General features: G+C 73.0%; 22 protein-coding genes and 1 tRNA gene. 18 read left to right on the top strand and 5 right to left on the bottom strand.

From position 1 onward, the window contains the following. Together AB0C69_RS14540 and AB0C69_RS14535 are read left to right on the top strand one after the other, a co-directional pair. Positions 1-1,137: glycosyltransferase family 2 protein (locus AB0C69_RS14540; RefSeq protein WP_360353586.1), on the top strand; the 1,137-nt coding region annotated here is incomplete at its 5' end. Between the two features lie 103 nt (positions 1,138-1,240). Further along, complete coding sequence (locus AB0C69_RS14535; RefSeq protein ID WP_360353584.1) at positions 1,241-3,067, top strand: hypothetical protein; 1,827 nt, start codon at positions 1,241-1,243, stop codon at positions 3,065-3,067. Here the strand turns inward: AB0C69_RS14535 and AB0C69_RS14530 are convergent. After that, a complete protein-coding gene (locus AB0C69_RS14530; RefSeq protein WP_360353582.1) occupies positions 3,064-4,677 on the bottom strand; it encodes a glycosyltransferase family 39 protein in 1,614 nt (537 codons plus the stop codon). The two genes, AB0C69_RS14535 and AB0C69_RS14530, sit on opposite strands and share 4 nt — an antisense overlap. Positions 4,678-4,770: 93 nt before the next feature. Between AB0C69_RS14530 and metG the strand changes: the two genes are divergently transcribed. The 10 genes from metG to AB0C69_RS14480 all read left to right on the top strand — a co-directional run bounded on the left by metG (position 4,771) and on the right by AB0C69_RS14480 (position 15,365). Continuing rightward, a complete protein-coding gene (metG, locus tag AB0C69_RS14525; protein ID WP_345173525.1) occupies positions 4,771-6,564 on the top strand; it encodes a methionine--tRNA ligase in 1,794 nt (597 codons plus the stop codon). Continuing rightward, entirely contained in the window at positions 6,561-7,385 is an 825-nt protein-coding gene (locus AB0C69_RS14520) for a TatD family hydrolase (protein WP_345173526.1), read from the top strand. Before metG ends, AB0C69_RS14520 begins: the two co-directional genes overlap by 4 nt. A gap of 158 nt (positions 7,386-7,543) precedes the next feature. After that, on the top strand, positions 7,544-8,368 hold the full coding sequence (locus AB0C69_RS14515; RefSeq protein ID WP_360353579.1) for a transglycosylase family protein: 825 nt from the start codon (positions 7,544-7,546) through the stop codon (positions 8,366-8,368). 58 nt (positions 8,369-8,426) lie between these two features. Then, positions 8,427-9,332 carry a 16S rRNA (adenine(1518)-N(6)/adenine(1519)-N(6))-dimethyltransferase RsmA gene (gene rsmA / locus AB0C69_RS14510; protein ID WP_360353577.1) on the top strand — a complete coding sequence of 302 codons (906 nt, stop codon included), beginning with the start codon at positions 8,427-8,429 and terminating at the stop codon, positions 9,330-9,332. Continuing rightward, positions 9,329-10,513, top strand: coding sequence for a hypothetical protein (locus AB0C69_RS14505; protein WP_360353575.1), 1,185 nt, complete (start codon positions 9,329-9,331; stop codon positions 10,511-10,513). Before rsmA ends, AB0C69_RS14505 begins: the two co-directional genes overlap by 4 nt. A gap of 21 nt (positions 10,514-10,534) precedes the next feature. After that, positions 10,535-11,464 carry a 4-(cytidine 5'-diphospho)-2-C-methyl-D-erythritol kinase gene (locus tag AB0C69_RS14500; RefSeq protein WP_345173532.1) on the top strand — a complete coding sequence of 310 codons (930 nt, stop codon included), beginning with the start codon at positions 10,535-10,537 and terminating at the stop codon, positions 11,462-11,464. A gap of 128 nt (positions 11,465-11,592) precedes the next feature. Beyond that, complete coding sequence (locus tag AB0C69_RS14495) at positions 11,593-11,835, top strand: hypothetical protein (RefSeq protein ID WP_360353573.1); 243 nt, start codon at positions 11,593-11,595, stop codon at positions 11,833-11,835. Positions 11,836-11,925: 90 nt separating this feature from the next. Continuing rightward, entirely contained in the window at positions 11,926-12,375 is a 450-nt protein-coding gene (locus tag AB0C69_RS14490; RefSeq protein ID WP_360353571.1) for a hypothetical protein, read from the top strand. Positions 12,376-12,435: 60 nt separating this feature from the next. Then, positions 12,436-14,199 carry an ABC-F family ATP-binding cassette domain-containing protein gene (locus tag AB0C69_RS14485; RefSeq protein WP_345173537.1) on the top strand — a complete coding sequence of 588 codons (1,764 nt, stop codon included), beginning with the start codon at positions 12,436-12,438 and terminating at the stop codon, positions 14,197-14,199. Positions 14,200-14,246: 47 nt separating this feature from the next. Then, positions 14,247-15,365, top strand: a complete 1,119-nt coding sequence (locus AB0C69_RS14480) for an amidase (protein WP_360353569.1) — start codon at positions 14,247-14,249, stop codon at positions 15,363-15,365. 205 nt (positions 15,366-15,570) lie between these two features. Here AB0C69_RS14480 and AB0C69_RS14475 read toward each other — a convergent pair whose 3' ends face one another. Next, positions 15,571-16,059 (bottom strand): MarR family transcriptional regulator, encoded by a 489-nt coding sequence (locus tag AB0C69_RS14475; protein WP_345173541.1) that lies wholly within the window; start codon positions 16,057-16,059, stop codon positions 15,571-15,573. A 44-nt stretch (positions 16,060-16,103) separates the two neighbouring features. Beyond that, on the bottom strand, positions 16,104-16,907 hold the full coding sequence (locus AB0C69_RS14470; RefSeq protein WP_360353566.1) for a patatin-like phospholipase family protein: 804 nt from the start codon (positions 16,905-16,907) through the stop codon (positions 16,104-16,106). Between the two features lie 115 nt (positions 16,908-17,022). Here AB0C69_RS14470 and AB0C69_RS14465 point away from each other — a divergent pair, with 115 nt between their 5' ends. Together AB0C69_RS14465 and AB0C69_RS14460 are read left to right on the top strand one after the other, a co-directional pair. Further along, positions 17,023-17,811 carry a trans-aconitate 2-methyltransferase gene (locus tag AB0C69_RS14465; protein ID WP_345173544.1) on the top strand — a complete coding sequence of 263 codons (789 nt, stop codon included), beginning with the start codon at positions 17,023-17,025 and terminating at the stop codon, positions 17,809-17,811. Positions 17,812-17,984: 173 nt separating this feature from the next. Beyond that, complete coding sequence (locus tag AB0C69_RS14460) at positions 17,985-18,347, top strand: VOC family protein (RefSeq protein WP_345173546.1); 363 nt, start codon at positions 17,985-17,987, stop codon at positions 18,345-18,347. Here the strand turns inward: AB0C69_RS14460 and AB0C69_RS14455 are convergent. After that, positions 18,339-19,121, bottom strand: a complete 783-nt coding sequence (locus tag AB0C69_RS14455) for a TetR/AcrR family transcriptional regulator (RefSeq protein ID WP_360353564.1) — start codon at positions 19,119-19,121, stop codon at positions 18,339-18,341. The two genes, AB0C69_RS14460 and AB0C69_RS14455, sit on opposite strands and share 9 nt — an antisense overlap. 17 nt (positions 19,122-19,138) lie before the next feature. Further along, positions 19,139-20,092, bottom strand: a complete 954-nt coding sequence (locus tag AB0C69_RS14450; protein ID WP_345173550.1) for an acyl-CoA desaturase — start codon at positions 20,090-20,092, stop codon at positions 19,139-19,141. 379 nt (positions 20,093-20,471) lie between these two features. Between AB0C69_RS14450 and AB0C69_RS14445 the strand changes: the two genes are divergently transcribed. From AB0C69_RS14445 to AB0C69_RS14430, 4 genes are all read left to right on the top strand, one after another. After that, positions 20,472-20,543: transfer RNA gene (locus AB0C69_RS14445), tRNA-Gln, on the top strand. A gap of 166 nt (positions 20,544-20,709) precedes the next feature. Next, a complete protein-coding gene (gene glmU / locus AB0C69_RS14440) occupies positions 20,710-22,155 on the top strand; it encodes a bifunctional UDP-N-acetylglucosamine diphosphorylase/glucosamine-1-phosphate N-acetyltransferase GlmU (protein ID WP_345173553.1) in 1,446 nt (481 codons plus the stop codon). A 194-nt stretch (positions 22,156-22,349) separates the two neighbouring features. Next, positions 22,350-23,330 carry a ribose-phosphate diphosphokinase gene (locus AB0C69_RS14435; RefSeq protein ID WP_141578287.1) on the top strand — a complete coding sequence of 327 codons (981 nt, stop codon included), beginning with the start codon at positions 22,350-22,352 and terminating at the stop codon, positions 23,328-23,330. A gap of 293 nt (positions 23,331-23,623) precedes the next feature. After that, positions 23,624-24,219 (top strand): 50S ribosomal protein L25/general stress protein Ctc (locus tag AB0C69_RS14430; RefSeq protein ID WP_360353560.1); only part of this gene is annotated, 596 nt, incomplete at its 3' end.

Below are 24,219 nucleotides of genomic sequence, written 5' to 3'. Positions count from 1 at the left end.
ATGGGCGGGATCCGGGCCGCGCGCGGCAGGTACGTCGCGATGGGCGACGCCGACGACTCCTACGACTTCACCACCCTCGGCCCGTTCCTGGACGAGCTGCGCGACGGCGCCGACCTCGTCATGGGCAACCGGTTCAAGGGCGGCATCGCCGACGGCGCCATGCCGCCGCTGCACCGCTACCTCGGCAACCCGGTGCTCAGCTTCGTCGGCCGGCTGTTCTTCGGCAGCAAGATCGGCGACTTCCACTGCGGGCTGCGCGCCTTCGAGAAGGACGCGATCCTGCGCCTCGGCCTGCAGACCGGCGGCATGGAGTTCGCCAGCGAGATGGTCGTCAAGGCGACCCTGCAGGGCTACGACATCCGCGAGGTGCCGACCACGCTGTCGCCGGACGGGCGGACCCGCGCCCCGCACCTCAACACCTGGCGCGACGGCTGGCGCCACCTGCGCTTCCTCATGCTCTACAGCCCCCGCTGGCTGTTCCTCATCCCCGGCCTGGTCTTCATGATGCTCGGCCTGGTCGCCGGCGTCGCGCTGTCGACCGGCCCCGTGACCGTCGGGGACATCGCCTTCGACGTCGACACGCTGGTCGGCGCCTCCGCCGCGCTGGTGATCGGCTTCCAGGCGGTGCTGTTCGCGCTGCTGACGAAGGTCTACGCGATGCAGGAGGGATTCCTGCCGCACGACCGCCGCGTGCAGAAGCTCATCGACTGGTGGAGCCTGGAGCGCGGCCTGCTGCTCGGCGGGCTGCTCGCCGTCGCCGGCCTCGGCGGCCTCGTCGCGTCCCTGCTGCACTGGCGGGTGAACAGCTTCGGCGAGCTGGACCCGCGGCACTCGCTGCGCATCGTCGTCCCCGCCGCGACCGCGCTGGTGATGAGCTTCCAGGCCATCTTCGCCTCGCTGTTCGTCAGCATCCTCGGCATCCGGCGCCGCCAGCACCCGCCGCTCACCGACCCGGCCGAGGAGGCCGCGGGCGTCGTCGACGCCGCCGTGCAGAAGGTCGCCGAGGCCGAGAAGGCGGCGAAGGCGGCGAAGGCCGAGAAGAACGAGAAGGGCGCGGCCGAGGACGAGCCGGAGAAGGTCACCGCGGGCAAGGCGGGCGCCACCCGGGCCGAGGCCGGCGACGAGGACGCTCGCTGAGCGTCCCCGGGCCGGGCCCGGGCGCTCCGCCCGCGATATGACAGGCTTGACCGTCGATGGAGCTTCTTCCCCCGGTAGTGCGCGCCCGGCGCGCCGTCCGCCGGTGAGCACGCGCACGCCGCAGGACGCCGCGCGCCCGGACGCCCCGCACGAAGGCGGCGCCGCGCGGCCTCCGGCCTTTCCGGCCGACCCGGCCGCCGCCCCGCCGCGGGCGGACCGCCGCCGCTGGGCCTGGCTGTTCGCGCTCGGGTGGCTCGCGCAGGTCGCCGTGCGGCTCTGGCTCGCGGCAGGGCAGACGCTTCCGGTGGCGACGCCGGACGAGTCGGGGTACCTGTTCGCCGCCCGCGTCCTGACCGGCGGGCCCGACGCCGACATGTCGTTCGGGACGGTGTACCGCGGCGGCTACCCGCTGCTGCTGACGCCCGCCTTCTGGATCGGCGACGGCCCGGTCGCGGTCTACCGGGCCGCCCTGGCGATCAACGCGCTGGTCAGCGCGGCGATGCTGCCGCTGGCCTACCTGCTGCTGCGCCGGCTGGCGGTGCGGCGGCGCTGGGCGTACGTCTTCGGGCACGTCACGGCGCTGCTGCCGTGCGTGCTGTTCTACTCCGGGTTCGTGCTGACCGACGCGATCCTGCCGGTGCTCGTGGCCGGCTGGCTGCTCCTGGCGCACACCTGGCTGACCGCCCCGCCCCCGGACGGGCGCCGCCCGTCCCTCCGGCTGGCAGCGGCCGGGGCGGGCGCGTCGCTGCTGGTCGCCTACGCCTACGCCTGCCACACCCGCGGCGCGATCCTGCTGCTCGTGCACGCCGCGCTGCTCGGCGCCGCCCTGGTGTTCCGGTGGCGGTCCTGGCGCGCCGTGTCCGCCGCCACGCTCGCCCTCGCCGCCGCGACGGCCGCGGGGATGCTGCTGAACCGGTCGCTGCTGCCGCACATGTACCCGCAGGGCGACAACGATCTCGGCGGCAACGTCGTGAAGCGCCTCACCACGCTGGACGGGTGGGGCTGGATGCTCTCGCTCGGCACCGGCCAGGTCTGGTACCAGTCCGTCGCGACCGGCGGCGTGGCGGCGCTCGGGCTCCTCGCCGTCGCGTTCCTCGCGGTGCGCCGCGCCACCCCGGGGCCGGTGCGGGCGCTGGCGCTCGCGGTCGTCGCGCTCGTGGCGGGCATCGCGTTCGCCACGTCGGCGGCCCTGCCCGTCGAGTACCGCATCGGCAACTACGTGTACGGCCGCTACCTGGCCAGTGTCACGCCGGCGCTGTTCGCGGTGGGCGTCGCGGTCCTGATGCGCGCCTCGCGGCGCACGCTGCTGTGGGCGGCGGGCGCGGCGGCCGTGCTGACGGTCGTCGCCGCGTGCGTCGTCCAGTGGTACGCGGGCGACCTGCTCACCCGGTACACCTACACCGCCTACGACTTCCCCGAGACGTCGCTCCTGACCTGGGACTGGACGGCGTTCCACCTCTGGCGGGCCACGTCCGCCGGGTTGCTTCTGCTCGTCCTGTCGACGGCGGCCGTCCTGCTGCGGCCCCACCGCCCGACCGGCCGGCTGCTGCTGGCGGGCCTGCTGGCCGCCGTCGCGCTGGCCATGTGCGTCACCGCGACCGAACGCATCGCGCAGCCGCTGGTGCGCGCCGAGACGGCCTACACCGACCTGCGGGGCACCGTCGACCTGACGAAGCAGCGGTCCATCGCCGTCGACTGGAACATCTGGTGGACGATCCGGCTCTCCCAGTACTACTGGGCCTGGTGGAGCGACGGCAGCGTGTTCGACGCCCGCTGGACCGCGCCGCCGCAGGACGCCGACATGGTCGTCCTGGCCTGGCCGAAGAACGCCCCTCCCACCGCGTCCTGGCCGAAGGGCGCTCCGCCCGGCTGGCACGTCGTCGCCAGCCGCCGCACGGTCGAGGGCGACTGGGTCGCCTGGGCCCGCTAGCTTCCGGCGGCCTTCGCGGGGGGATTCCAGAGCTGGAGCACCCCGTCCGACGAGCGCCACATGAGCGTCCAGCCCTGGGCGGGGTCGGGGCGCCAGCCGCCGCCGATCTGCGACTCCATGCCGCGCCAGCGCGTGTAGAGCATCGGCCCCTCGGTCGCGTTGCGCGGGATGGGCATGTAGTGCGGGAAGTCGCGGATCTCGCCGCGCCAGACCGGGCGCCCCCACATGTCGCGCATGTAGAAGGTGAGGGTCTGCGCGAGCCGCCGGTCGGCGCAGATCAGCGTGATGTCGCGGTGGCCGCCGAGGTACCCGCGCAGCTCGTTCCACGCCTTGTCGCGCGGCAGTTCGGGGACGGCGCGGACTGCCGCCACCGCGTACGTCGCCCCCAGCGCGACCGCCAGGACGGGCGCCGCGACCGTCCGCAGCCGCAGCCGCGACACCAGGCCGGGCGGCAGCATCCGGAACATCAGGATCAGCGATCCGGAGCCCCCGGCGAGCAGCGCGGGCAGCACCGCGAACCAGTACCGCTGGAGCCAGGCGCGCAGCGAGATGTCGTTCGGGTCGAGGACGCCGGAGAACAGCGTCAGCGGCACCGCCAGCGTGAAGAACCACACCAGGACCAGCGCGAGCCGCCGGTCGCGGGTGAGGGCCCAGCCGGCGATGGTGAGGACCAGTGCCCCGGTGAAGACGAGCCCGAGCGGGTTCCAGTCGTGCATCGCGCGCAGGAACGACCGCGCGGCGAGCGAGCGGGTGACGTAGTCGCGGGACTGGCCGCCGTGCTCGGCCGCCGACATGAGCCCGGCGAGCGGGCTGCCCCACACCAGCTGGTTGTGGACGAAGTTGAGCAGCAGGATCGCCAGCATCGGCGCGCCGACCGTGACGTTGCGGCGCCACGGGATGCGCAGCAGCGCGAGGTAGGCGGGGATGGCGAGGAAGAGGAAGGCCAGGAACTCCCGGACGAGGAACGACGCGCCGAGGAGCACCCCGGCGGCGAGCAGCATCCGCGTCTGGGCCCGGCCGGACCTGCGGCTCGCGACGACGAGGCCCGCCATCCCGAGGGTGAACAGCCCCGCGCCCGGCATGTCCGGCAGCATCACCCCGGTCGACCAGGTGATCTCGTGGCCGAACGGGTTGGTCATGGTGAAGAACGGGTGGACCAGCATGACCGCCGCGGACGCCAGGCCCGCCACGTCCCCGAACAGGGACCGGACGACCAGGTAGGTCCCGACGAAGAAGGCGGCCCCGCCGAGGGCGGCGACGGTGAAGTAGGCGGCCTGGCCGTCCCCGAGGACCTCCTGGACCAGCCGGGCCGGGAGCACCAGCCCGATCCGGGTGACCTGGTGCGGGACCTCGTCGAACGGCCACTGGGTGAGGGGGATGTGCGGCCAGTCGCGGGCGGCGAGCCACACGTAGTACGGGTCGAAGTACAGCGGCGGGGTCATGATCACCCACTGGGCGAGCACCGCGGACGCCGCGACCAGCAGCGACAGCCACACCACCCGCCGGGTCCGCCGCAGCCGGCTCAGCGGGCCGGTGCGGGCGGACGGCGCGTCCGGCCCCGCGTCGTCGGCTTCCCGGGCGACCGCCTGGTCGGACGTGGTCTGGGCCATGCCTTGAGTTCCCGCCTCCGCTGGTCCGTGCTGTGACGCCGAGCCAGGTTACTCGCGTGCCGCGGCCCCCGTGACGCGACTACCCTTGATTCCATGTCCTCGTCAAGCCGTCATATCTTGACCGCGCCCGCATGGCCGTACGCCAACGGGCCCCGTCACATCGGGCACGTCTCCGGTTTCGCGCTGCCCGCCGACATGTTCAGCCGCTACCAGCGGATGGCGGGCAACAAGGTCCTGATGGTCAGCGGCACCGACGAGCACGGCACGCCGATCCAGGTGCAGGCCGACAAGGAGGGCGTGACGGCCCGCGAGCTGGCCGACCGCTACAGCTCCGTGATCGCCGAGGACCTGTACGGCCTCGGGATGTCCTACGACCTGTTCACGCGCACCACGACGCTGAACCACTACGCGGTCGTCCAGGAGGTCTTCAAGGGCCTGTACGACAACGGCTACATCTTCCCGACCAAGACGATGGGCGCGATCTCGCCGTCCACCGGCCGGACGCTCCCGGACCGCTACATCGAGGGCACCTGCCCCATCTGCGGGTACGACGGGGCGCGCGGCGACCAGTGCGACAACTGCGGCAACCAGCTCGACCCGATCGACCTGATCAACCCGGTGTCGCGGATCAACGGCGAGACGCCGAAGTTCACCGAGACCGAGCACTTCATGCTCGACCTGCCCGCGTTCACCGAGGTCCTCGGCCGGTACCTGCGGGGGAAGCAGGGCCAGTGGCGGCCGAACGTGCTGAAGTTCGCGCTGAACCTCCTCGACGACATGCAGCCGCGGGCGATCAGCCGCGACCTCGACTGGGGCGTGCCGATCCCGCTGGACGGCTGGCGCGACAACCCGGCCAAGAAGCTGTACGTGTGGTTCGACGCCGTCGTCGGCTACTTCTCCGCGTCGGTGGAGTGGGCGCGGCGCTCCGGCGACCCCGAGGCATGGCGCGCCTGGTGGCAGGACCCGGAGGCCCTGTCCTACTACTTCATGGGCAAGGACAACATCGTCTTCCACGCCGAGATCTGGCCGGCGATGCTCCTCGGCTACAGCGGCCAGGGCGACAAGGGCGGCACGCCCGGCTCGCTGGGCGCGCTGAACCTCCCGACGGAGGTCGTGTCGTCGGAGTTCCTGACGATGGAGGGCCGCAAGTTCTCCTCGTCCCGCCAGGTGGTCATCTACGTGAAGGACTTCCTGGAGCGCTACGACGTGGACGCGCTGCGCTACTACGTCGCGGTCGCCGGCCCCGAGAACCAGGACACCGACTTCACGTGGTCGGAGTTCGTCCGCCGCAACAACGACGAGCTGGTGGCGGCGTGGGGCAACCTCGTGAACCGCTCGGTGAACATGGCGGCGAAGAACTTCGGCGCGATCCCCGAGGCGGGCGACCTCACCGACGCCGACCGGGCGCTGCTGGAGCGCAGCCGCGCCGCGTTCGGGGCCGTGGGCGCCGAGCTCGGGCGGTCGCGGTTCAAGAACTCGATCACCGAGGCGCTGGACGTCGTCCGCGACGCCAACAAGTACCTGTCGGACCAGGCGCCCTGGAAGCTCAAGGACGACCCCGAGCGCGTCAAGTCGATCCTGCACACCGCGCTCCAGGTCGTCGACGACGCCAAGACGCTCCTGACGCCGTTCCTGCCGAACTCCTCGCAGAAGGTCTACGAGATGCTCGGCGGGCAGGGCGTCTGGAGCGGCATGCCGAGGCTGGAGACGGTGTCGGAGGAGGGCGGCCCCGACTACCGCGTCCTCACCGGCGACTACGCGACCGAGGCCCGCTGGGAGTCCATGCCGATCAAGCCGGGCGTCCCGCTGGCCAAGCCGGTGCCGCTGTTCAAGAAGCTGGAGACGTCCGTGGTGGACGAGGAGCTCGCCCGGCTGGAGAAGGCGTGACCCAGGAGGGCGACGGGCAGGCGTCCCGTTCCTACCCGCCGCTGCCCGAGCGCCTGCCCGTCGACGTCTTCGACAGCCACTGCCATCTCGACATCGTCGAGACGCCGGTGGACGAGCAGCTGAGGTCGGCGAAGGCCGGGGGCGTCGCGCGGATCGTCACGATCGGCTGCGACCTGCCGTCCTCCCGGTTCGCGGTGGACGCCGCGGGCGAGTTCGACGACGTGTACGCGGCGGTCGCGATCCACCCGAACGAGACGACGGGCGTCAGCGACGCCGTCCTGGCCGACGTCGCCCTGCTCGCCGCGCACCCCAAGGTCCGCGCGATCGGCGAGACGGGCCTGGACTACTACCGCGACTGGGCGCCGAAGGAGGACCAGCACCGCTCCTTCCGCGCCCACGTCGACATCGCCAAGCGCACCGGCAAGGCCCTGGTGATCCACGACCGGGAGGCCCACGACGACGTGCTGGCGATCCTGGAGGAGGAGGGGGCGCCCGACACGGTCGTCTTCCACTGCTACTCCGGTGACGCCGCCATGGCGCGGGTCTGTGCCGATCGCGGCTACCTGATGAGCTTCGCCGGGAACGTCACGTTCAAGAACGCCGAGCCCCTGCGGGAGGCGCTGCGCGCCGCGCCGCTCGACCTGCTGCTGGTGGAGACCGACGCGCCGTTCCTGACGCCGATCCCGCACCGCGGCAAGCCGAACGCCTCGTACCTGATCCCGCACACCGTCCGAGCGATGGCGGAGGTCAAGGGCGTCGACCTGGCGGAGCTGTGCGCCGCGATCGCCGCGAACGGGGAGCGCGCCTTCGGCCCCTGGTGACCGGTGCGGGTCCGGCCGGGGCGGAGCGGATCCCGGGGTGGGCATATCGGGCAAATGGGGCGAGTGGCGGCGTTCCGGTGGCGGAGACGGGCGGGGGCCTCTAATCTCTGGCCGTTGGACGGGCGCCCCCCGAGCCCGGCTCCCTGGAGGAACTCCCCGTGCCTTCCCCATCCGTGCCGCGCGAGCGCGCCGCCCGCGCGCTCGCGCCCCTCGCCGTCCTGCTGGCGTCCGCGCTGCTCGCCTCGGCGTGCGGCGGGGACGGCGGCTCGGCGGCCCCGAAGCGCGGCGTCGTCGCGGACGCGCCGCGCACCACCGCCCCCGCGCCGCGCAAGATCGTCATCGTGGTCGACGCGAAGAAGACCGAGACCATGACGACCGGCGCGACCGTCGGCCAGGTGCTGGAGCAGGCGAAGATCGCGCTCGGCCCGCACGACCTGGTCGAGCCGGCCGCCGACAAGCCCGCCGGCGACGTCATCAAGATCATGCGGCTGCTGTCGGAGCCGGTGACCAAGGTCGTGAAGACGACCGCCCCGACGGTCCGCAAGAAGAGCTCGTCCGTCGCGCCGTGGAGCGAGAAGGAGCTGCGCAAGGGCCGTCCCGGCATCACGATCGTGAAGGTCGCCTACGTCCGGCGCAAGGGCCGCAAGGTCGTGAAGGTGCTCGCGAGGAAGGTCAAGCGCAAGCCCGTCGCGCAGATCATCGCGGTGGGGCCGAAGTCGGCGAACAGCGGCTCGGTGACGCAGTTGAACTGGCGCGGCCTCGCCAACTGCGAGTCCCACAACAACCCCAAGGCCGTGAACCCGGCCGGGTACTACGGCCTCTACCAGTTCTCCCTGGCGTCGTGGGCGTCGGTCGGCGGCTCGGGGAAGCCGTCGGACGCCAGCTCGGCCGAGCAGACCTACCGGGCCCAGCTGCTCTACAAGCGGGTGAACGGCCGCTGGCAGGGCCAGTGGCCCAACTGTGGGAAGTTCCTGTTCTCCTGACCGGCGCCCGCGGGGCCCTGGGGACCGGGCCCGCGCGATGACAGGAGAGACTTGACGCATGGGGGACACCAGGGGCCTGCTCGGGCCGGCGGACGTGCGGGAGCTGGCCGGGCGGCTCGGCATCAGGCCGACGAAGACGCTCGGGCAGAACTTCGTCATCGACGCCAACACCGTCCGGCGGATCGTCCGGGCCGCCGAGCTGGACCCGGGCGACGTCGTCATCGAGGTGGGTCCCGGGCTGGGGTCGCTCACGCTGGCACTGCTGCCGCGGGTGCGGCGGGTCGTCGCCGTGGAGATCGACCCGGTGCTGGCCGCCGAGCTGCCGGCCACGGCCGCCGCCCGGGAGCCGGACCTCGCGGAGCGCCTTGAGGTCGTGCGCGCCGACGCGATGAGGATCGCGGAGCTGCCGGGGCCCGCGCCGACCGCCCTCGTGGCGAACCTGCCCTACAACGTCGCCGTCCCCGTCGTGCTGCACCTTCTGGCGACGCTGCCGTCGCTGCGGTCCGCGCTGGTGATGGTGCAGGCCGAGGTCGCCGACCGGATGGCCGCCGCGCCCGGCTCCAAGATCTACGGGGTGCCGTCGGTGAAGCTCGCCTGGTACGGGGAGGCCCGGCGGGCCGGGGCCGTCGGGCGCGCCGTGTTCTGGCCCGCGCCGAACGTCGACTCCGGGCTCGTGGCGTTCACCCGCCGCGACCCGCCGCCGACCGGGGCGTCCCGGGAGGAGGTGTTCGCCGTGGTCGACGCCGCGTTCGCGCAGCGCCGCAAGACGCTGCGCGCGGCCCTCGCGGGATGGGCCGGGTCGGCGCCCGCCGCCGAGGAGGCGCTGCGCGCCGCGGGCGTCGACCCGCGGACCCGGGGCGAAGCGCTGGACGTGGCCGCCTTCGCCCGAATTGCCGAGTATGGTCCTTCTCGCCGGGGTGATCTCTCTCGACCCCCCGAGGCCAGAGCTCCCCGCGGGGGATGAGACAGCATCAGCACGAGCCGGAGGTCGATGTGAAGGCGCGTTCGCGGGCGGCGCGGACCCGGATGCCGATCGTGGGGACGGCACTGCTCGCGATCGCGGGCACGATCGCCACGGTCGCGGCGGGCTGCGGGGGCGGCGCCGGCGCGGCACCCAAGATCACGACGACGGCGCGGGCGGGCGTGGCGCCGGTCCCGCCGGGCCAGGGGGCCTACTTCGGGGCGTGGGTGCCGCCGGAGGGCGGCCTGCCGTCCGCCTCCGCCTCGGCGTCCCCGTCCGGCTCGCCGTCGGAGTCGCCGTCGGAGTCGCCGTCGGAGTCGCCGTCGGACTCCGGGGCGCCTTCGGGGTCGCCGTCCGGGAAGGACGCCGGCAAGCCGGGCATGGCGCCCGTCGCCGGTTTCGAGCAGCGGCTCGGCCGCCGGCTCGACATCGTGCAGAGCTACCGCGGCTGGAAGAGCGACTTCCCGGGCGCGCTGGAGAAGTCCGTCGCCGACGGCAACCGCTACCTGCTGCTGACCTGGGACGGCGGCGACGCCCGCGAGATCGTCCAGGGCGAGCACGACGACCTGATCGCCAAGCGCGCCCGCGCCGTCAAGGCCCTCGGCAAGCCCGTGTTCCTGCGCTGGTCGCGGGACATGGACAGGGCGTCCGAGCAGAAGCGCGTCCACTCGGCCGCCGACTTCACGGCCGCGTGGAAGCACCTGCGGGCGATCTTCAAGCGGGAGGGCGTCGACAACGTCGCCTGGGTGTGGTGCCCCACCGCCCGCGGCTTCAACGGCGCGAACGCGGGCTCGTACTACCCCGGCGACGACCAGGTCGACTGGATCTGCGCCGACGCCCAGCCCGGCGCCGACTACGACTACCGCGACCTGTCGGAGGCGCTGAAGCTCTTCACCGAGTGGGCCCGGGGACGCCACAAGCCCATCATGATCGCCGAGTTCGGGGTGCCGAAGTCCTACGGCCCGCGCCGCGCCGAATGGCTCCGCGAGGCCGCCAAGACCCTGCAGGACCCGCAGGTCAAGGCCGTCGTGTACTTCAACTCCGACGAGCAGGCGAAGAACGCCCGCGACAGGCGCCGCTCCTACTCGGTGACCGGCGACACGCACGCGATGTCGGCGCTGCGCGAACTCGCCACGACGCCGTACTTCAACCCCCGCAACCTCCCCGTCACAAGCGGCGGCTGAGGGTCCCGTAGGGTTTCGCGAGTGAACGCAGTGACGGTGCGGGTCCCCGCCAAGGTGAACCTCCAGTTGGGCGTCGGGCCGATCCGCGACGACGGCTACCACGACCTCGTCAACGTGTTCCACGCCGTGTCGCTGTTCGACGAGGTGACGGCCGAGCCCGCCGAGCGGCTGGCGGTGGAGGTCCGGGCGGCCCCGCACTCGCGCGTCGCGGTCGGCGGCGTCCCCACCGGCGAGGACAACCTCGCCGCCAGGGCGGCCCGGCTCGTCGCGGCGCGCCTCGGCGTCGAGACGGCCGTGCGGCTCTCGATCCGCAAGGCGATCCCGGTCGCGGGGGGCATGGCGGGCGGCAGCGCCGACGCCGCCGCCGCGCTCGTCGCGTGCGCCCGGCTCTGGGACGACCGCGAGGAGCCCGTCCTCACCCGCGACGACCTCATGGAGCTCGGCGGCGACCTCGGCAGCGACGTCCCGTTCGCGGTCCTCGGCGGCACGGCCGTCGGCGTCGGGCGCGGGGAGCGGCTCACCCCCGCCCTCACCCGCGGCGCCTTCCACTGGGTGTTCGCGACCGCCGACGGCGGCCTGTCCACACCGGCCGTCTACGGCGAGTGCGACCGGCTCCGCCTGGCGGCGGGGGAGGCGGCCGCCTGGCCGACCGTGTCCGAGGCGCTGATGACCGCGCTCGCCACCGGGGACGCCAAGGCCCTCGGCGCCGCGCTGTCCAACGACCTGGAGCCCGCCGCGCTGTCGCTGCGCCCGTCGCTGCGCCGCACGCTCGACGCCGGCCGCGAGCTCGGCGCGATCGGGGCGCTCGTCTCCGGTTCCGGTCCCACCTGCGCGTTCCTCGCCGAGACCGACGAGGACGCCGCGGAGCTGGCGGACGCGCTGGACTCGGCCGGTGTCGCGGAGCAGATCGTCCGGGCTCACGGACCCGTCCCCGGGGCCACAGTCGTCTGACAGGACGGTGGGACGGCCCTGTCCCGGTAGCTGCCATCGTCACACAAGCGAACCTTGCTGTCGCAGAGCGCGTCTTCTATGCGTGACACCGGTTCCTCCGGGACTGACCCGACCGGCGAGGTGGAGCGATGACGTATCTGTCCGGGATGCTGAGCCTCGTGGCGATCGTCGTGATGGCGACGCTTGTTCTGCTGGCGGTGCGCCGCGACCGGGCTCTGCGCCGCAACGCCCCTGACAAGGTGGTGGCGGCCTCCGCGGGAACGGGCTCCCTGCCCGGTTCCGCCGTGCCGGGCCCCGGGGTCCCGGGCCCCGCCGTGCCGGGGCCCGTGGCGCCCGGCTCCGTGGTGCCGGGGGAGGCGGGCGGGCAGTAGGCTCGCCGCGCGGCCGGAGACCCGGGCCGCCCTGATCGATCGGTTCGCCTCCCACGGATTTCGGAACCTAGCGAAATGGCGCGTCTTGGCATGCTGACCCCCTTGATCCTCCTGCTCCTGCTCCTGGTCGTCGGCGTCGTCGTGGTGGTCGTGGTGGTGCTCGCCGCGAACTCGTCGAAGAGCAAGAACTCCGGCGCGGCGTACGGGCCGCCCGGCGCCCCGTACCCGCCGCAGCCACCCGGCCAGTACGGCCAGTACGGGCAGCCGGGTCAGCCGGGCCAGTACGGCCAGCAGGGTCAGTACGGCCAGCAGGGTCAGTACGGCCAGCAGGGTCAGTACGGCCAGCAGGGTCAGTACGGCCAGCAGGGCCAACCCGGTCAATACGGGCAGCCGGACCAGCCGGGGCAGTACGGCCAGCAGGGCCAATACGGGCAGCAGGGCCAACCCGGCCAGTACGGGGAGCCGGGTCAGTACGGGCAACCGGATCAGCCGGATCGGCCGGAGCAGCCCGGGTCCTCGGGCATGGCGCCACCGAACTGATCGTCTGAGCGGGGCGCGCCGTGCGAGCGGTGCGCGCGGGGCCCTACGCTTGAAGGCGCCGTGAATCTGATCAATCTTGAGAACGTCGCCAAGGCCTACGGGCCCGAACCGCTGCTCGACGCCGTGTCCCTCGGCCTGGACGAGGGCGACCGCGTCGGCGTCGTCGGACGCAACGGCGGCGGCAAGAGCACCCTCGTGTCCGTCCTCGCCCGGGAGACCGAGCCCGACGACGGGCGCGTCACCCACGCGCGCGGGATCCGGCTCGGCTACCTCACCCAGCGGGACGCGTTCGCCGAGAACGCGACCGTCCGGTCCGTGGTGCTCGGCGACCGCGCCGAGCACGAGTGGGCGGGCGACGTCCGGGCCCGCGACATCCTCGGCGGCCTGCTCGCCGACCTCGACCTGGACGCGCCGCTGGCCGGCATGTCCGGCGGGGAGCGCCGCCGCGTCGCGCTGGCCCGGCTCCTGGTTCCCGAGTCCGACCTGCTCCTGCTGGACGAGCCCACCAACCACCTCGACATCGAGGCGATCGACTGGCTGGCCCGGCACCTGAGGGGCCGCAAGGTCGCGCTGCTCGTCGTCACCCACGACCGCTGGTTCCTCGACGCGGTCACCGACCGCACGTGGGAGGTCGTCGACGGGCGCGTCGAACGCTACGAGGGCGGCTACTCCGCCTACGTCCTCGCCAAGGCCGAGCGCTCCCGGATCGCCGCCGCCACCGAGGCCAAGCGGCAGAACCTGCTCCGCAAGGAGCTGGCGTGGCTGCGCCGCGGCCCGCAGGCGCGCACGTCCAAGCCCAAGTTCCGGGTGGACGCCGCACAGGCCCTCATCGCCGACGAGCCGCCGGCGCGCGACTCGGTGGAGCTGACCCGGTTCGCGACCGCGCGGCTCGGCAAGACCGTCTACGACATCGAGGACGTCAGCGTCCGCCTCGGCGACCGCGACCTGTTCCAGCGCATGACGTGGCGGCTCGGCCCGGGCGACCGGGTCGGTCTCGTCGGCGTCAACGGCAGCGGCAAGAGCACCCTGCTGCGCCTCCTCGACGGCTCCGTCCAGCCGGTCTCCGGCACGGTGGTGCAGGGCAAGACCGTCCAGCTCGCGCACCTGTCGCAGAACCTGGAGGAGCTCGACCCGGCCCGGCGCGTCCTGGAGTCGGTCGAGGAGATCCGCCGCCGCATCACCGTCGGCAAGCGCGAATGGACCGCGAGCCAGCTCCTCGAACGGCTCGGCTTCGCGGGCGACCGGCAGTGGACGCCCGTCGGCGACCTGTCCGGCGGTGAGCGCCGCCGCCTGCAACTGCTGCGCCTCCTGATGGCCGAGCCCAACGTCCTCCTGCTGGACGAGCCCACGAACGACCTCGACATCGAGACCCTCACCGAGGTCGAGGACCTTCTGGACGGCTGGCCCGGGACCCTCGTCGTCGTCAGCCACGACCGCTACTTCCTGGAGCGCATCACCGACCACGTCGTCGCGCTGCTCGGCGACGGCCGCGTGTCGCTGCTGCCCGGCGGCGTCGACGAGTACCTCGAACGCCGCGCCGCCGGGACCGCGCCCAAGCCCGGCGCGGTCCGCGACGAGCCCGCCGCGGCGCCGCCCAAGCCCAAGGCGGGCGGCCAGGACTGGAAGGCCCGCAAGGAGCTCGACCGCCTCGAACGCCGCCTGGAGAAGCTCGCCGGTCAGCAGGCCGCCCTCCACGAGCAGCTCGCCGCGCACGCCACCGACTATGCCAAGCTCCAGGAGCTGGACGCCCGGCTCAAGGAGGTCCAGGCCGAGGCCGCCGGCGTCGAGGAGGAGTGGCTCATGCTCGCCGAGGATCTCGGCTAGCAGGACGTTCCTGGCGGTTCGCGGGCGCACCGGGGCATCATGCCTGAATGACGACCTGGATCATCAGGACGAACGAGCCGGGCGACGGCCCGCGGCTCGCCGTCAAGGACGCGATCGACGTCGCCGGGCTGCCCACCACCGCGGGCTGCCGGGCCGTCGCCGAGCGCGCCGAGCCCGCCGCCGCGGACGCGCCCGCCGTCGCGTCCGCCCGCGCGCAGGGCGCCCGCATCGCCGGGAAGACCAACCTGAACGAGCTGTGCATGGCCGCGGACGGCGTGAACCCCTGGTCGGGCACGCCGGTGAACCCGCTCGACCCGTCGCGGGTGCCGGGCGGCTCGTCGAGCGGCTCCGCCGTCGCCGTCGCCACCGGCGAGGCCGACGTCGCCTTCGGGACCGACACCTCCGGGTCGATCCGCATCCCGGCCGCCTGCTGCGGCATCGCGGGCCTGAAGACCACGAACGGCCGCGTCTCCCTGGACGGCGTGTATCCCCTGTCGCCGACGCTGGACGTCGTCGGGCCGATGGGCCGCGACGTCGCCGCCGTCGTGCTCGGCATGCGCCTGCTCGAACCCGGCTTCACGCCCGCCCCCTACGACCCGTCCATGACCGTCGCGCGCCTCCGCGTCGACGGCGTGGACCCGGCGATCGACGCCGCCGTCGACGAGGCCCTGCGCCGCCTCGGCCCCGTCACCGACGTCACGTCCGAGCACTATGCCGACGCCGCCACCGCCAACGGCCTGATCATCAGCGACGAGGCCCCGCGCTGGAACGGGCGCCTGCTCGCCGAGCCGGACAAGCTGAGCGGCCGCATCGCGCGCCGCGTCCAGCACATGATCGACGTGTCCGGCGCCGGGATGCTCGACCGGGCGCTCGGCGTGCGGAAGGCGATCAGGGCGGAGCTCGACGCGATCCTCGCCCGGCACGCCGCCATCGCCCTGCCGGTCCTGCCGTGCCTGCCCCCGGAGCCCGATGAGGCGGACGAGTCCGACCTGGTCCTCACGACGCTCGTGGGTCAGGTCAACGTCGCCGGGCTTCCCGCCTTCGCCCTGCCCGTCCCGGTGCCCGGCTCGCACCTGCCCGCGTCCGTCCAGCTCATCGGCCCCGCCGGAGGCGAGGAACGCCTCTGCGCCCTGGCCGCCGCCCTGGAAGCCGCCCTGACCCCCTGAAACAGGGTCCTCAGCCGGGCGCGGGCCGGGCGGCCGGAAGGCGCTCTAGGCGCCTGGAGGTCGCACGACCCGCCGAGCCGGGCGGCCGGAGCGACACGACGAGAACCCGCACGGGCACAGCACACCAGCACCGTGGCGTGAGGATCGCCCGGCTCGTGACGGGGTTCCAGGGGGTCGCCCCCCTGGGAGATGCCCCCCTGGGAGATCACGCGTCGAAGGGGATGAGGAGGGTGCGCAGGAGGTCGGCCAGGGCTTCGCGCTGGTCGGGGGAGAGGCCTTCCAGGATCGCCTGCTCGCGGCGGAGCAGGTCGGCGAAGGCGGCGTCGACGCGGGTCAGGCCCGCCTCGGTGAGGCGGACCTGCACGCCGCGCTTGTCCTGCGGGTCGGGATGCCGCTCCACCAGCCCCGCCGCCGCCAGCCGGTCGATGCGGTTCGTCATCGTGCCGGAGGTCACCAGGGTCGCGTGCAGGAGGCGGCCGGGGCTCAGCCGGTAGGGGGCGCCCGCCCGGCGCAGCGCGGTGAGCACGTCGAACTCCCACGGCTCCAGGCCGTGGTCGGCGAACACGGCGCGCCGGGCGCGGTCGAGGTGCCGGGCCAGGCGGGACACGCGGCTGAGGACCTGCAGCGGCCGGACGTCCAGGTCCGGGCGCTCGGTGTTCCACGCCTCGACCAGCCTGTCGACCTCATCGCGCATGCCGCCACCCTACCTGTCTTGATATCGAGAAAGACGGGGCGTGATCAGCGGTGGGCGGCCAGCGCGGCGGTGATCCGCTCGGCCGCCTCCGGCGCCTGCCGGAGGCCCTCCCGGTAGACGGGCGTCCACCGCGAGCGGTCCCCGAGGCTCGGCCCGAACGCCTCCAGCGCCCGCGCGTCCGGGACGATCCGGAGGCCGCCGCCGCCCCGCATGTGGGGCATCGGCTCCACCGCGACGAGCGGCCCGGCTCCCCGCGCCAGTTCCGCCTCCGACCATCCGGCGAACGCGCCGTCCATGTAGCGGCGCCCGCCGATCGGCACCGGCTCGGCGAAGCCGGGCGCCGCGCTGCTCGCGGCCACCGCCAGCGACAGCGGGACGCCGCTCGACGCGTCCCACAGCACCGGTTCGCCCGACGCGGCGTCCATCCCGGTGATCAGCAGCCGTGCGTCCGGCCACGTGTCGGTCCCGACCAGGTACCGCATGCTCGCGTGGTGGCGTTCGGCGGGAAGCGCGTCCGCCTCCAGGGCCAGCCGCCCGATCCGCCGCCTGGCCTCGTCCGGTTCCAGTCCCGGGGCGCTGCCGACCTCGAACACCCGCGCCATCACCGAGCCGTCCGCCGGCGCCGGGGGGCCGCCGCGCGGCGGCAGCTCCTCCAGCGCCGCCAGGTCCCTGCCGGTGGTGATCGCCGCGCCCGCGATGGCGCCCGCCGAGGTCCCGACGACCAGGCCCGCCGCCGCCGGGTCCACGCCCGCCTCGCGCAGCCCCGCCGCCAGCCCGATCAGCCACGCCGTCCCGACCGGCCCGCCGGGGCCGAGCACCAGCGCCCATCCGCTCTCGTCGTCCGTCATGCCGGTGAGCCTAGGAGCGCCGCGGGCGGGGGCGCATCCGTCAGGCGACCGGCCGGCGGGACACGCGCGCCAAGACTCTTGACATCAAGATATGCGCCGGGCATGATGTTTCTTGATGTCGAGACAAACCGCGGCCGTGTGGGACCCCGCGCAGTACGGGGTCTTCGGCGACGAGCGCGCCAGGCCCTTCACCGAGCTCGCCGGGCGGCTCGGCGGCGCCCCGCCCGCCCGCGTCGCCGACCTCGGCTGCGGGAGCGGAGAGCTGACCGCCACCCTGGCCGCCCGCTGGCCGGACGCCGTCATCGACGCCTTCGACAGCTCGCCGGAGATGATCGCGGCGGCCCGCGCGCACGAGATCCCGGGGCGCCTCGCCTTCCGCGTCGCCGACGTCGCCGCCTGGGAGCCCGAGCGGCCCCTCGACCTCGTCATCTCCAACGCCGTCCTGCACTGGCTCCCCGAGCACCCGCGCCTGCTGCCCCGCTGGGTCGGCGCCCTCGCCCCGGGCGGCCGCCTCGCCTTCCAGGTGCCCGGCAACTTCGACGCGCCGAGCCACGTCCTGCTCCGCGAGATGGGCCGCTCCGAACGGTGGCGTGGCAAGCTCGCCCACCTCCAGCACGACGCCCCCGTCCTCGACCCGGCCGGATACGTGGACCTCCTGGCCCGGCTCGGATGCGCCGTCGACGCCTGGGAGACCACCTATGCGCAGGTGCTGCACGGCGAGGACCCGGTCCTCGAATGGGTCAAGGGCAGCGCGCTGCGCCCCGTCCTCACCGCCCTCTCGCCAGCGGAGGCGGACGAGTTCCTCGCCGAGTACCGCGAGCGGCTCAGGCGCGCCTACCCCGCCGCCCCCTACGGCACCGTGTTCCCGTTCCGGAGGATCTTCGTGATCGCCACCACCCCCTAGACGGGATGCCGCCCGCCCCGCCCGAGGGAAGCGACTCGTTCCCCTGCGGTGTGCCATCTCCGGCGGACGGGCGGCGTCCGCGAAACCCGGCTCGCGACCCGAGACCGGCGACCCTGCCGGCGGCCTCCCGGACGAACTCCGGGCGGCCGCCGGTGCCATGTCCGGAGGCGACCATGATCATCGGTGTCCACCACGTCCAGCTCGCCGCCCCGCCCGGCGCCGAGGACCGGCTCCGCGCCTTCTACGGCGGCGTCCTCGGCCTTGAGGAGGTGGCCAAGCCGCCCGAACTCGCCAAGCGCGGGGGCGCCTGGTTCCGCGGCCCGGGCGTCGAGATCCACCTCGGCGTCGAGCCCGGCTTCCGGCCCGCCCGCAAGGCCCACCCGGGCCTGCTCGTCGACGACCTCGACGCCCTCGCGGCGCGCCTGCGGGCCGCCGGCCACGAGGTCACGCCGGACGACCTGTTCCCCGGACACCGCCGCTTCCACACCGACGACCCCGTGGGGAACCGGCTGGAGTTCCTGCGGCCCTCAGGCTGACGGGTCGGCGATCTCGTCGAAGTCGCGCAGCGCCCGGCGGTGGACCTTCTCCGCCTTCGCCGCGGCCTTCCCCTCGGCTCGCTCGGCCTTGGCGGCGGCCTTCTCCGCGCGCTTCTCCTGCCGCTCCATCTCCTTGCGGCGGCGGCGCGGGTCCAGCGACGGCCTCGGTTCGAGCCCGGACAGGCCGTTCCACGCCAGGTTCACGATGTGCGCGGCCACGTCCTCCCGGTGCGGTTTGCGGACGTCCAGCCACCACTGGCCCGTGAGCGCCACCATGCCGACCAGGCTCTGCGCGTACAGCGGCGCGAACTTGTCGTCGTAGCCGTGCCGGTCGAACTCCTGCGCCAGGATGTGCTCCACCTCGCCGGCGATCTCGCTCAGCAGGCTGGCGTAGCTGCCGGTGCCCGTCCCGCCGTGCGAGTCGCGGACGAGGATGCGGAACCCTTCCGGGCGCTCCTCGATGTACTCCAGCAGCGCCAGGGCCGCCTTCTCCAGCTTGCCCCGGTAGTGGACGGCCGAGTTCAGCGAGTCGGTGACGAGGCTCAGCAGCCGCTCGAACTCCCGGTCGACGACGACCGCGTAGAGCCCCTCCTTGCCGCCGAAGTGCTCGTACACCACCGGCTTGGACACCCCGGCGGCCGACGCGATCTCCTCCACCGAGGTGCCGTCCAGCCCGCGCTCGGCGAACAGGGTCCGGCCGATGTCGAGGAGCTGCTCGCGGCGTTCCTTGCCGGTCATCCGCTTTCTGCGGGTCCTGGGAGCGGGATCTGTCACGGGATCAATTGTGGCGGTCAAACCGCCTGCTTCGTGCGCTTCGCGGCCAGCCTGTCGGGGTTCGGCCACCGGACGTCGCGGGCCAGGCGCATCTTCTCGAACGCCCAGATGATGCGCGCGCTGATGTCGACCTGCCCCTTCAGCACGCCGTGCCGGGCGCAGGTCGGGTCCGAGTGGTGCAGGTTGTGCCACGACTCGCCCAGCGAGGGGATCGCCAGCCACCACACGTTGCGCGACTTGTCCCGGACCTCGAACTCCTCCTTGCCGAAGGTGTGGCAGATCGAGTTGATGGACCAGGTCACGTGGTGCACCAGGGTGATCCGGACGAAGCCGGCCCAGAACAGCGCCGTGAGGAAGCCCGCCCACGACATGGTGACCAGGCCGCCGATCACGGCCGGGAGCAGGAACGACACCGCGACCAGGCCGGGGAAGGCCTGGTGGATGCGCCGGATGTCGCGGTCGTTGAGCAGGTCCTTGGCGAACCGCTGCTTGGAGGTCCGGTTGGCGTCGAACAGCCAGCCGTAGTGCGCCCAGGCCAGCCCCTTGGCGAGGGCCTTCCAGTCGTCGCCGAACCGCCACGGCGAGTGCGGGTCGAACTCCTTGTCCGAGTGCTTGTGGTGCCGCCGGTGGTCGGCCACCCAGGTGATGACCGGCCCCTCGATGGCCAGGCTCCCGGCCAGCGCCATGAAGATCTTCAGGCCGCGCGTGGCCTTGAAGGAGCCGTGGGTGAAGTACCGGTGGTAGCCGACCGTGATGCCGCCCGCGGACACCAGGTAGAAGACGGCCGTGAGGACGACGTCCGTCCAGCCGAGGAACCGTCCCCAGGCCAGCGGGACGGCGGCGAACAGTGCCAGGAAGGGCAGCGCGGTGAACGTGGCGATCAGCACCCGTTCTCCGTTGCCGCGCTGCTGGGGCGCGAGTTCGGGACGCCGCTGCGGGCGAGGTGGATCCATGGCCGGAGCTGTCGTCATGCGTCATCACTTCTTCCCGTGACTCGGGGCAGCCTTACCTACGCCAACGTAACCTACGAGTCCGTAGGTTGTGCAGATCCGAACAGTAAAATCAGCGGGAAACTGCCCCTTTGGCCACATAACACTCGTGCGTAACGGGGGTCGTCGGCCGCCCGCCGGGGGGCGGTGGGCCCTGGCCGCTCGACCGGGCCCGGGCCGACCGGCACGCAGTGTGCTTGCTCCGTGATACACGTTCTAAACCGATCCGGACAAAACGACCATGGAGGGCGACGGTGGGCGCGTCCGGGTGGATGGCCATATGAGGTGGGCCCTCCCGGGCCCGTGTCGGTATCGTGGGGGCCGGTCGGTTCGCGGCTCTGTCCGGACCCGTCTGCTTTGATCCGGCGTGGTGTAATTGGCAGCACAAGGGTTTTTGGTGCCCTTAGACAAGGTTCGAGTCCTTGCGCCGGAGCTGTCTGAGACGCCCGACCGGGTCCCCCGGGGTGGGCGGTGGGGTGACAGGAGCGAGGTGGGCGGTATCCTGCCGGTGTCGGGTTCGCCCCGGCCTGCCGTGTCGTGATGTCGCAGGTGGGCGGGCCCGCGACCGATCCCCGTCCGCGATGCCGAGGAGCCTCCTTGTGAGCGCTGCGAGCCGCCCGGCCGCCGTCATCGTCCTCGCCGCGGGCGAGGGCACCCGGATGAAGTCCCGTACCTCGAAGGTGCTGCACGAGCTGTGCGGGCGCAGCATGCTCGGCCACGTGCTCGCCGCCGCCCGCGAACTGGAGCCCGAGCGGCTCGTCGTGGTCGTCGGGCACCGGCGCGAGCAGGTCGTCGGGCATCTCGCCGAGCACGCCCCGGACGCCGAGGCCGCCGTGCAGGAGCGGCAGGGCGGGACGGGCCACGCCGTGCGGATGGCGCTGGAGCAGACCGGCGCGCTGGACGGGACGGTCGTCGTGACGAACGGCGACCACCCGCTGCTGCGGGGCGAGACGCTGCGGGCGCTGGTCCGGGCGCACGAGGACGAGGGCAACGCCGTCACCGTGCTGACCACCGAGATGCCGGACGCGACCGGCTACGGGCGCATGATCCGGGCGGCGGACGGCAGCGCCGAGGCGATCGTCGAGCACAAGGACGCCACCGAGGAGCAGCGCGCGATCAACGAGATCAACGTCGGGATGTACGCGTTCGACGGCGCGCTCCTGGCGGACGCGCTGAAGCGGGTGACGACCGACAACGCGGGCGGCGAGGAGTACCTCACCGACGTGGTGGCGATCCTGCGCGGCGACGGCCACCGGGCGGGGGCGCACCTGGCCGCCGACTGGGTGGAGACCCAGGGCGTCAACGACAAGGTCCAGCTCTCGCAGGCCCGCAGGCAGCTGAACGACCGCATCCTCGAAGCGCACATGCGCGCCGGGGTCACGATCATCGACCCGGCCTCCACGTGGATCGACGTGCACGTGACCGCCGAACCGGACGCGGAGATCCACCCGGGGACGCAGCTGCACGGCAGGACGCACCTCGGCGAGGGCGCGCGGGTCGGTCCCGGCTGCACGCTGACCGACACGACGGTCGGCGCCGGCGCGTCGGTGACGAACGCGGTGTGCGTCGGGGCGCGGATCGGGCCGGAGGCGTCGGTCGGGCCCTACGCTTACCTGCGGCCCGGGACGACGCTCGCGGCCGGGGCCAAGGTCGGCACGTACGTCGAGACCAAGAACGCCGACATCGGCGAGGGCACGAAGGTGCCGCATCTGACCTACGTCGGCGACGCCGAGATCGGCGCCGGCTCGAACATCGGCGCGAGCTCGGTGTTCGTCAACTACGACGGTGTGGAGAAGCACCGCAGCGTCATCGGGTCGCATGTGAAGGTCGGCAGCGACAACATGATCGTCGCGCCGGTGACGATCGGGGACGGCGCCTACACCGCGGCCGGCTCGGTGATCATCCAGGACGTCCCGCCCGGGGCGATGGCGGTCGCGCGAGGACGGCAGCGCAACGTCGAGGGCTGGGTCGAGCGGAAGCGGCCGGGGACGCCGGCGGCCGAGGCGGCCCGCCGGGCCCGGGCCGGCGAGGAGAGCGCGACTTAGCGCGCCCGAAGAGGACTGCCCCGCCTCAGGGCGGGGAGGTGGAGGACGACGGCGTCTTCCGGAACAACACAGGGCCGCCCGACCGGAGAGCGGCTCGACGACAAGACGACCCGCGCGCCGGCTCTTTGGTGCGCGGGAGTGGGGACGACAACCCACATGCAGGGCACGGTTCCATTGAGGGGGAGTTGTCAGAGGTGAGTGGGATAAAAACGAGCGGCCAGAAGAAGCTGATGCTCTTCACCGGCCGAGCCCACCCTGACCTGGCCAGGGAAGTAGCCGACAACCTCCAGGTCGAGCTGACGCCGACGTCCGCGTACGACTTCGCCAACGGCGAGACGTTCGTGCGGTTCCTGGAGTCGGTCCGCGGCTCCGACGCCTTCGTGGTCCAGAGTCACACGGCTCCCATCAATCAGTGGATCATGGAGCAGTTGATCATGGTGGACGCGCTCAAGCGCGCGTCGGCCAAGCGGATCACGGTGGTCGCGCCGTTCTTCGGCTACGCACGGCAGGACAAGAAGCACCGCGGCCGCGAGCCGATCTCGGCGCGGCTGATGGCCGATCTGTTCAAGACGGCGGGCGCCGACCGGCTGATCACCGTGGACCTGCACACCGCGCAGATCCAGGGCTTCTTCGACGGCCCGGTGGACCACCTGTTCGCGCTGGACCTGCTGGCCCGGCACTTCGAGAGCCGGCTGGACACCTCCCAGGTCACCGTGGTCGCGCCGGACGCGGGCCGGGTGCGGGTCACCGAGCGGTGGAGCGACCGGCTGGGCGGCGTCCCGATGGCGATCATCCACAAGAAGCGCGACCCGGACGTGGCCAACGAGGTCAAGGTGTTCGACGTGGTCGGCGAGGTCGCCGGCCGCACCTGCGTCGTGGTGGACGACATGATCGACACCGGTGGGACGATCGTGAAGGCGGCGGACGCGCTGTTCGACCAGGGCGCGACCAAGGTCGTCGTCGCGGCGACGCACGGGGTGCTGTCGGGCCCGGCGGTGGACCGGCTGAAGAACTCCCGGATCTCCGAGGTGGTGCTGACCAACACGCTGCCGATCCCGGAGGAGAAGCAGTTCGACAAGCTCACGGTGCTGTCGATCGCGCCGCTGGTCGCGCGTGCGATCAACGAGGTGTTCTCCGACGGCTCGGTCACGAGCCTGTTCGGCGGCCACAGCTAGACCTCGACCTCGGGCACGGCGCGTGCCGGCGGGCATGGCGGCGGGCTTGGCGGCGGCCATGGCGCCGGCAGGGCCGTGGCGTTGGGCGTTGCCGTGTTGGGCTAGACTTGTGCAACCGCGTATGCCCCAGGACGTTCAAGTGCGGTGCCCGCGAAGGGCCCGCACTCCCCGGGGAACGCAAACGAATCTTTGAGCGCGCCCGCCTTCGACGGCGCGCGAGGAACGCAACGCATCGTCCGTAGCGGACGTCCGATGCCGGACGGCCGTGGAAGCAACAACGAGGAGTTTTCGCCGTGTCCGAGGTACGCATTGCCGCCGAGCCGCGCACCGAGTTCGGTAAGGGTGCCGCGCGGCGCACCCGCCGGGCCGGCAAGGTGCCCGCCGTCCTCTACGGTCACGGCACCGACCCGCAGCACATCGCGCTGCCGGGCCACGACCTGATGCTCGCCCTGAAGACGCCGAACGTGCTGCTGACCATCGAGGGCCTCTCCGGGGGCTCCGAGCTGGCGCTGCCGAAGGACGTCCAGCGCGACCCGGTCAAGGGCTTCCTGGAGCACGTCGACCTGCTGCTGGTGAAGCGCGGCGAGAAGGTCGTCGTCGACCTGCCGGTCAACCTGGTCGGCGACGTCGTCGCGGGCGGCGTCGTCCAGCAGGAGCTGGTCCAGGTGTCGGTCGAGGCGGAGGCGACGCACATCCCCGAGGCCGTCGACCTGTCCATCGAGGGCCTGGAGGTCGGGACGCAGGTGCTGGCCGGCGACCTGAAGCTGCCGTCGGGCGTCACGCTGCAGGTCGACGCGGAGGCCCTCGTCCTGCAGATCGCCGACGCGACCGCGTCGGCCGGCGCGACCGAGACCGAGGCCGAGGCGGCCGAGGCGGCCGAGGCCGCCGC

The organism is Actinomadura sp. NPDC048032 (genome assembly GCF_040653175.1).
Taxonomy (GTDB): domain Bacteria; phylum Actinomycetota; class Actinomycetes; order Streptosporangiales; family Streptosporangiaceae; genus Spirillospora; species Spirillospora verrucosospora.
This window is presented reverse-complemented; position numbering and strand designations above follow the sequence as displayed.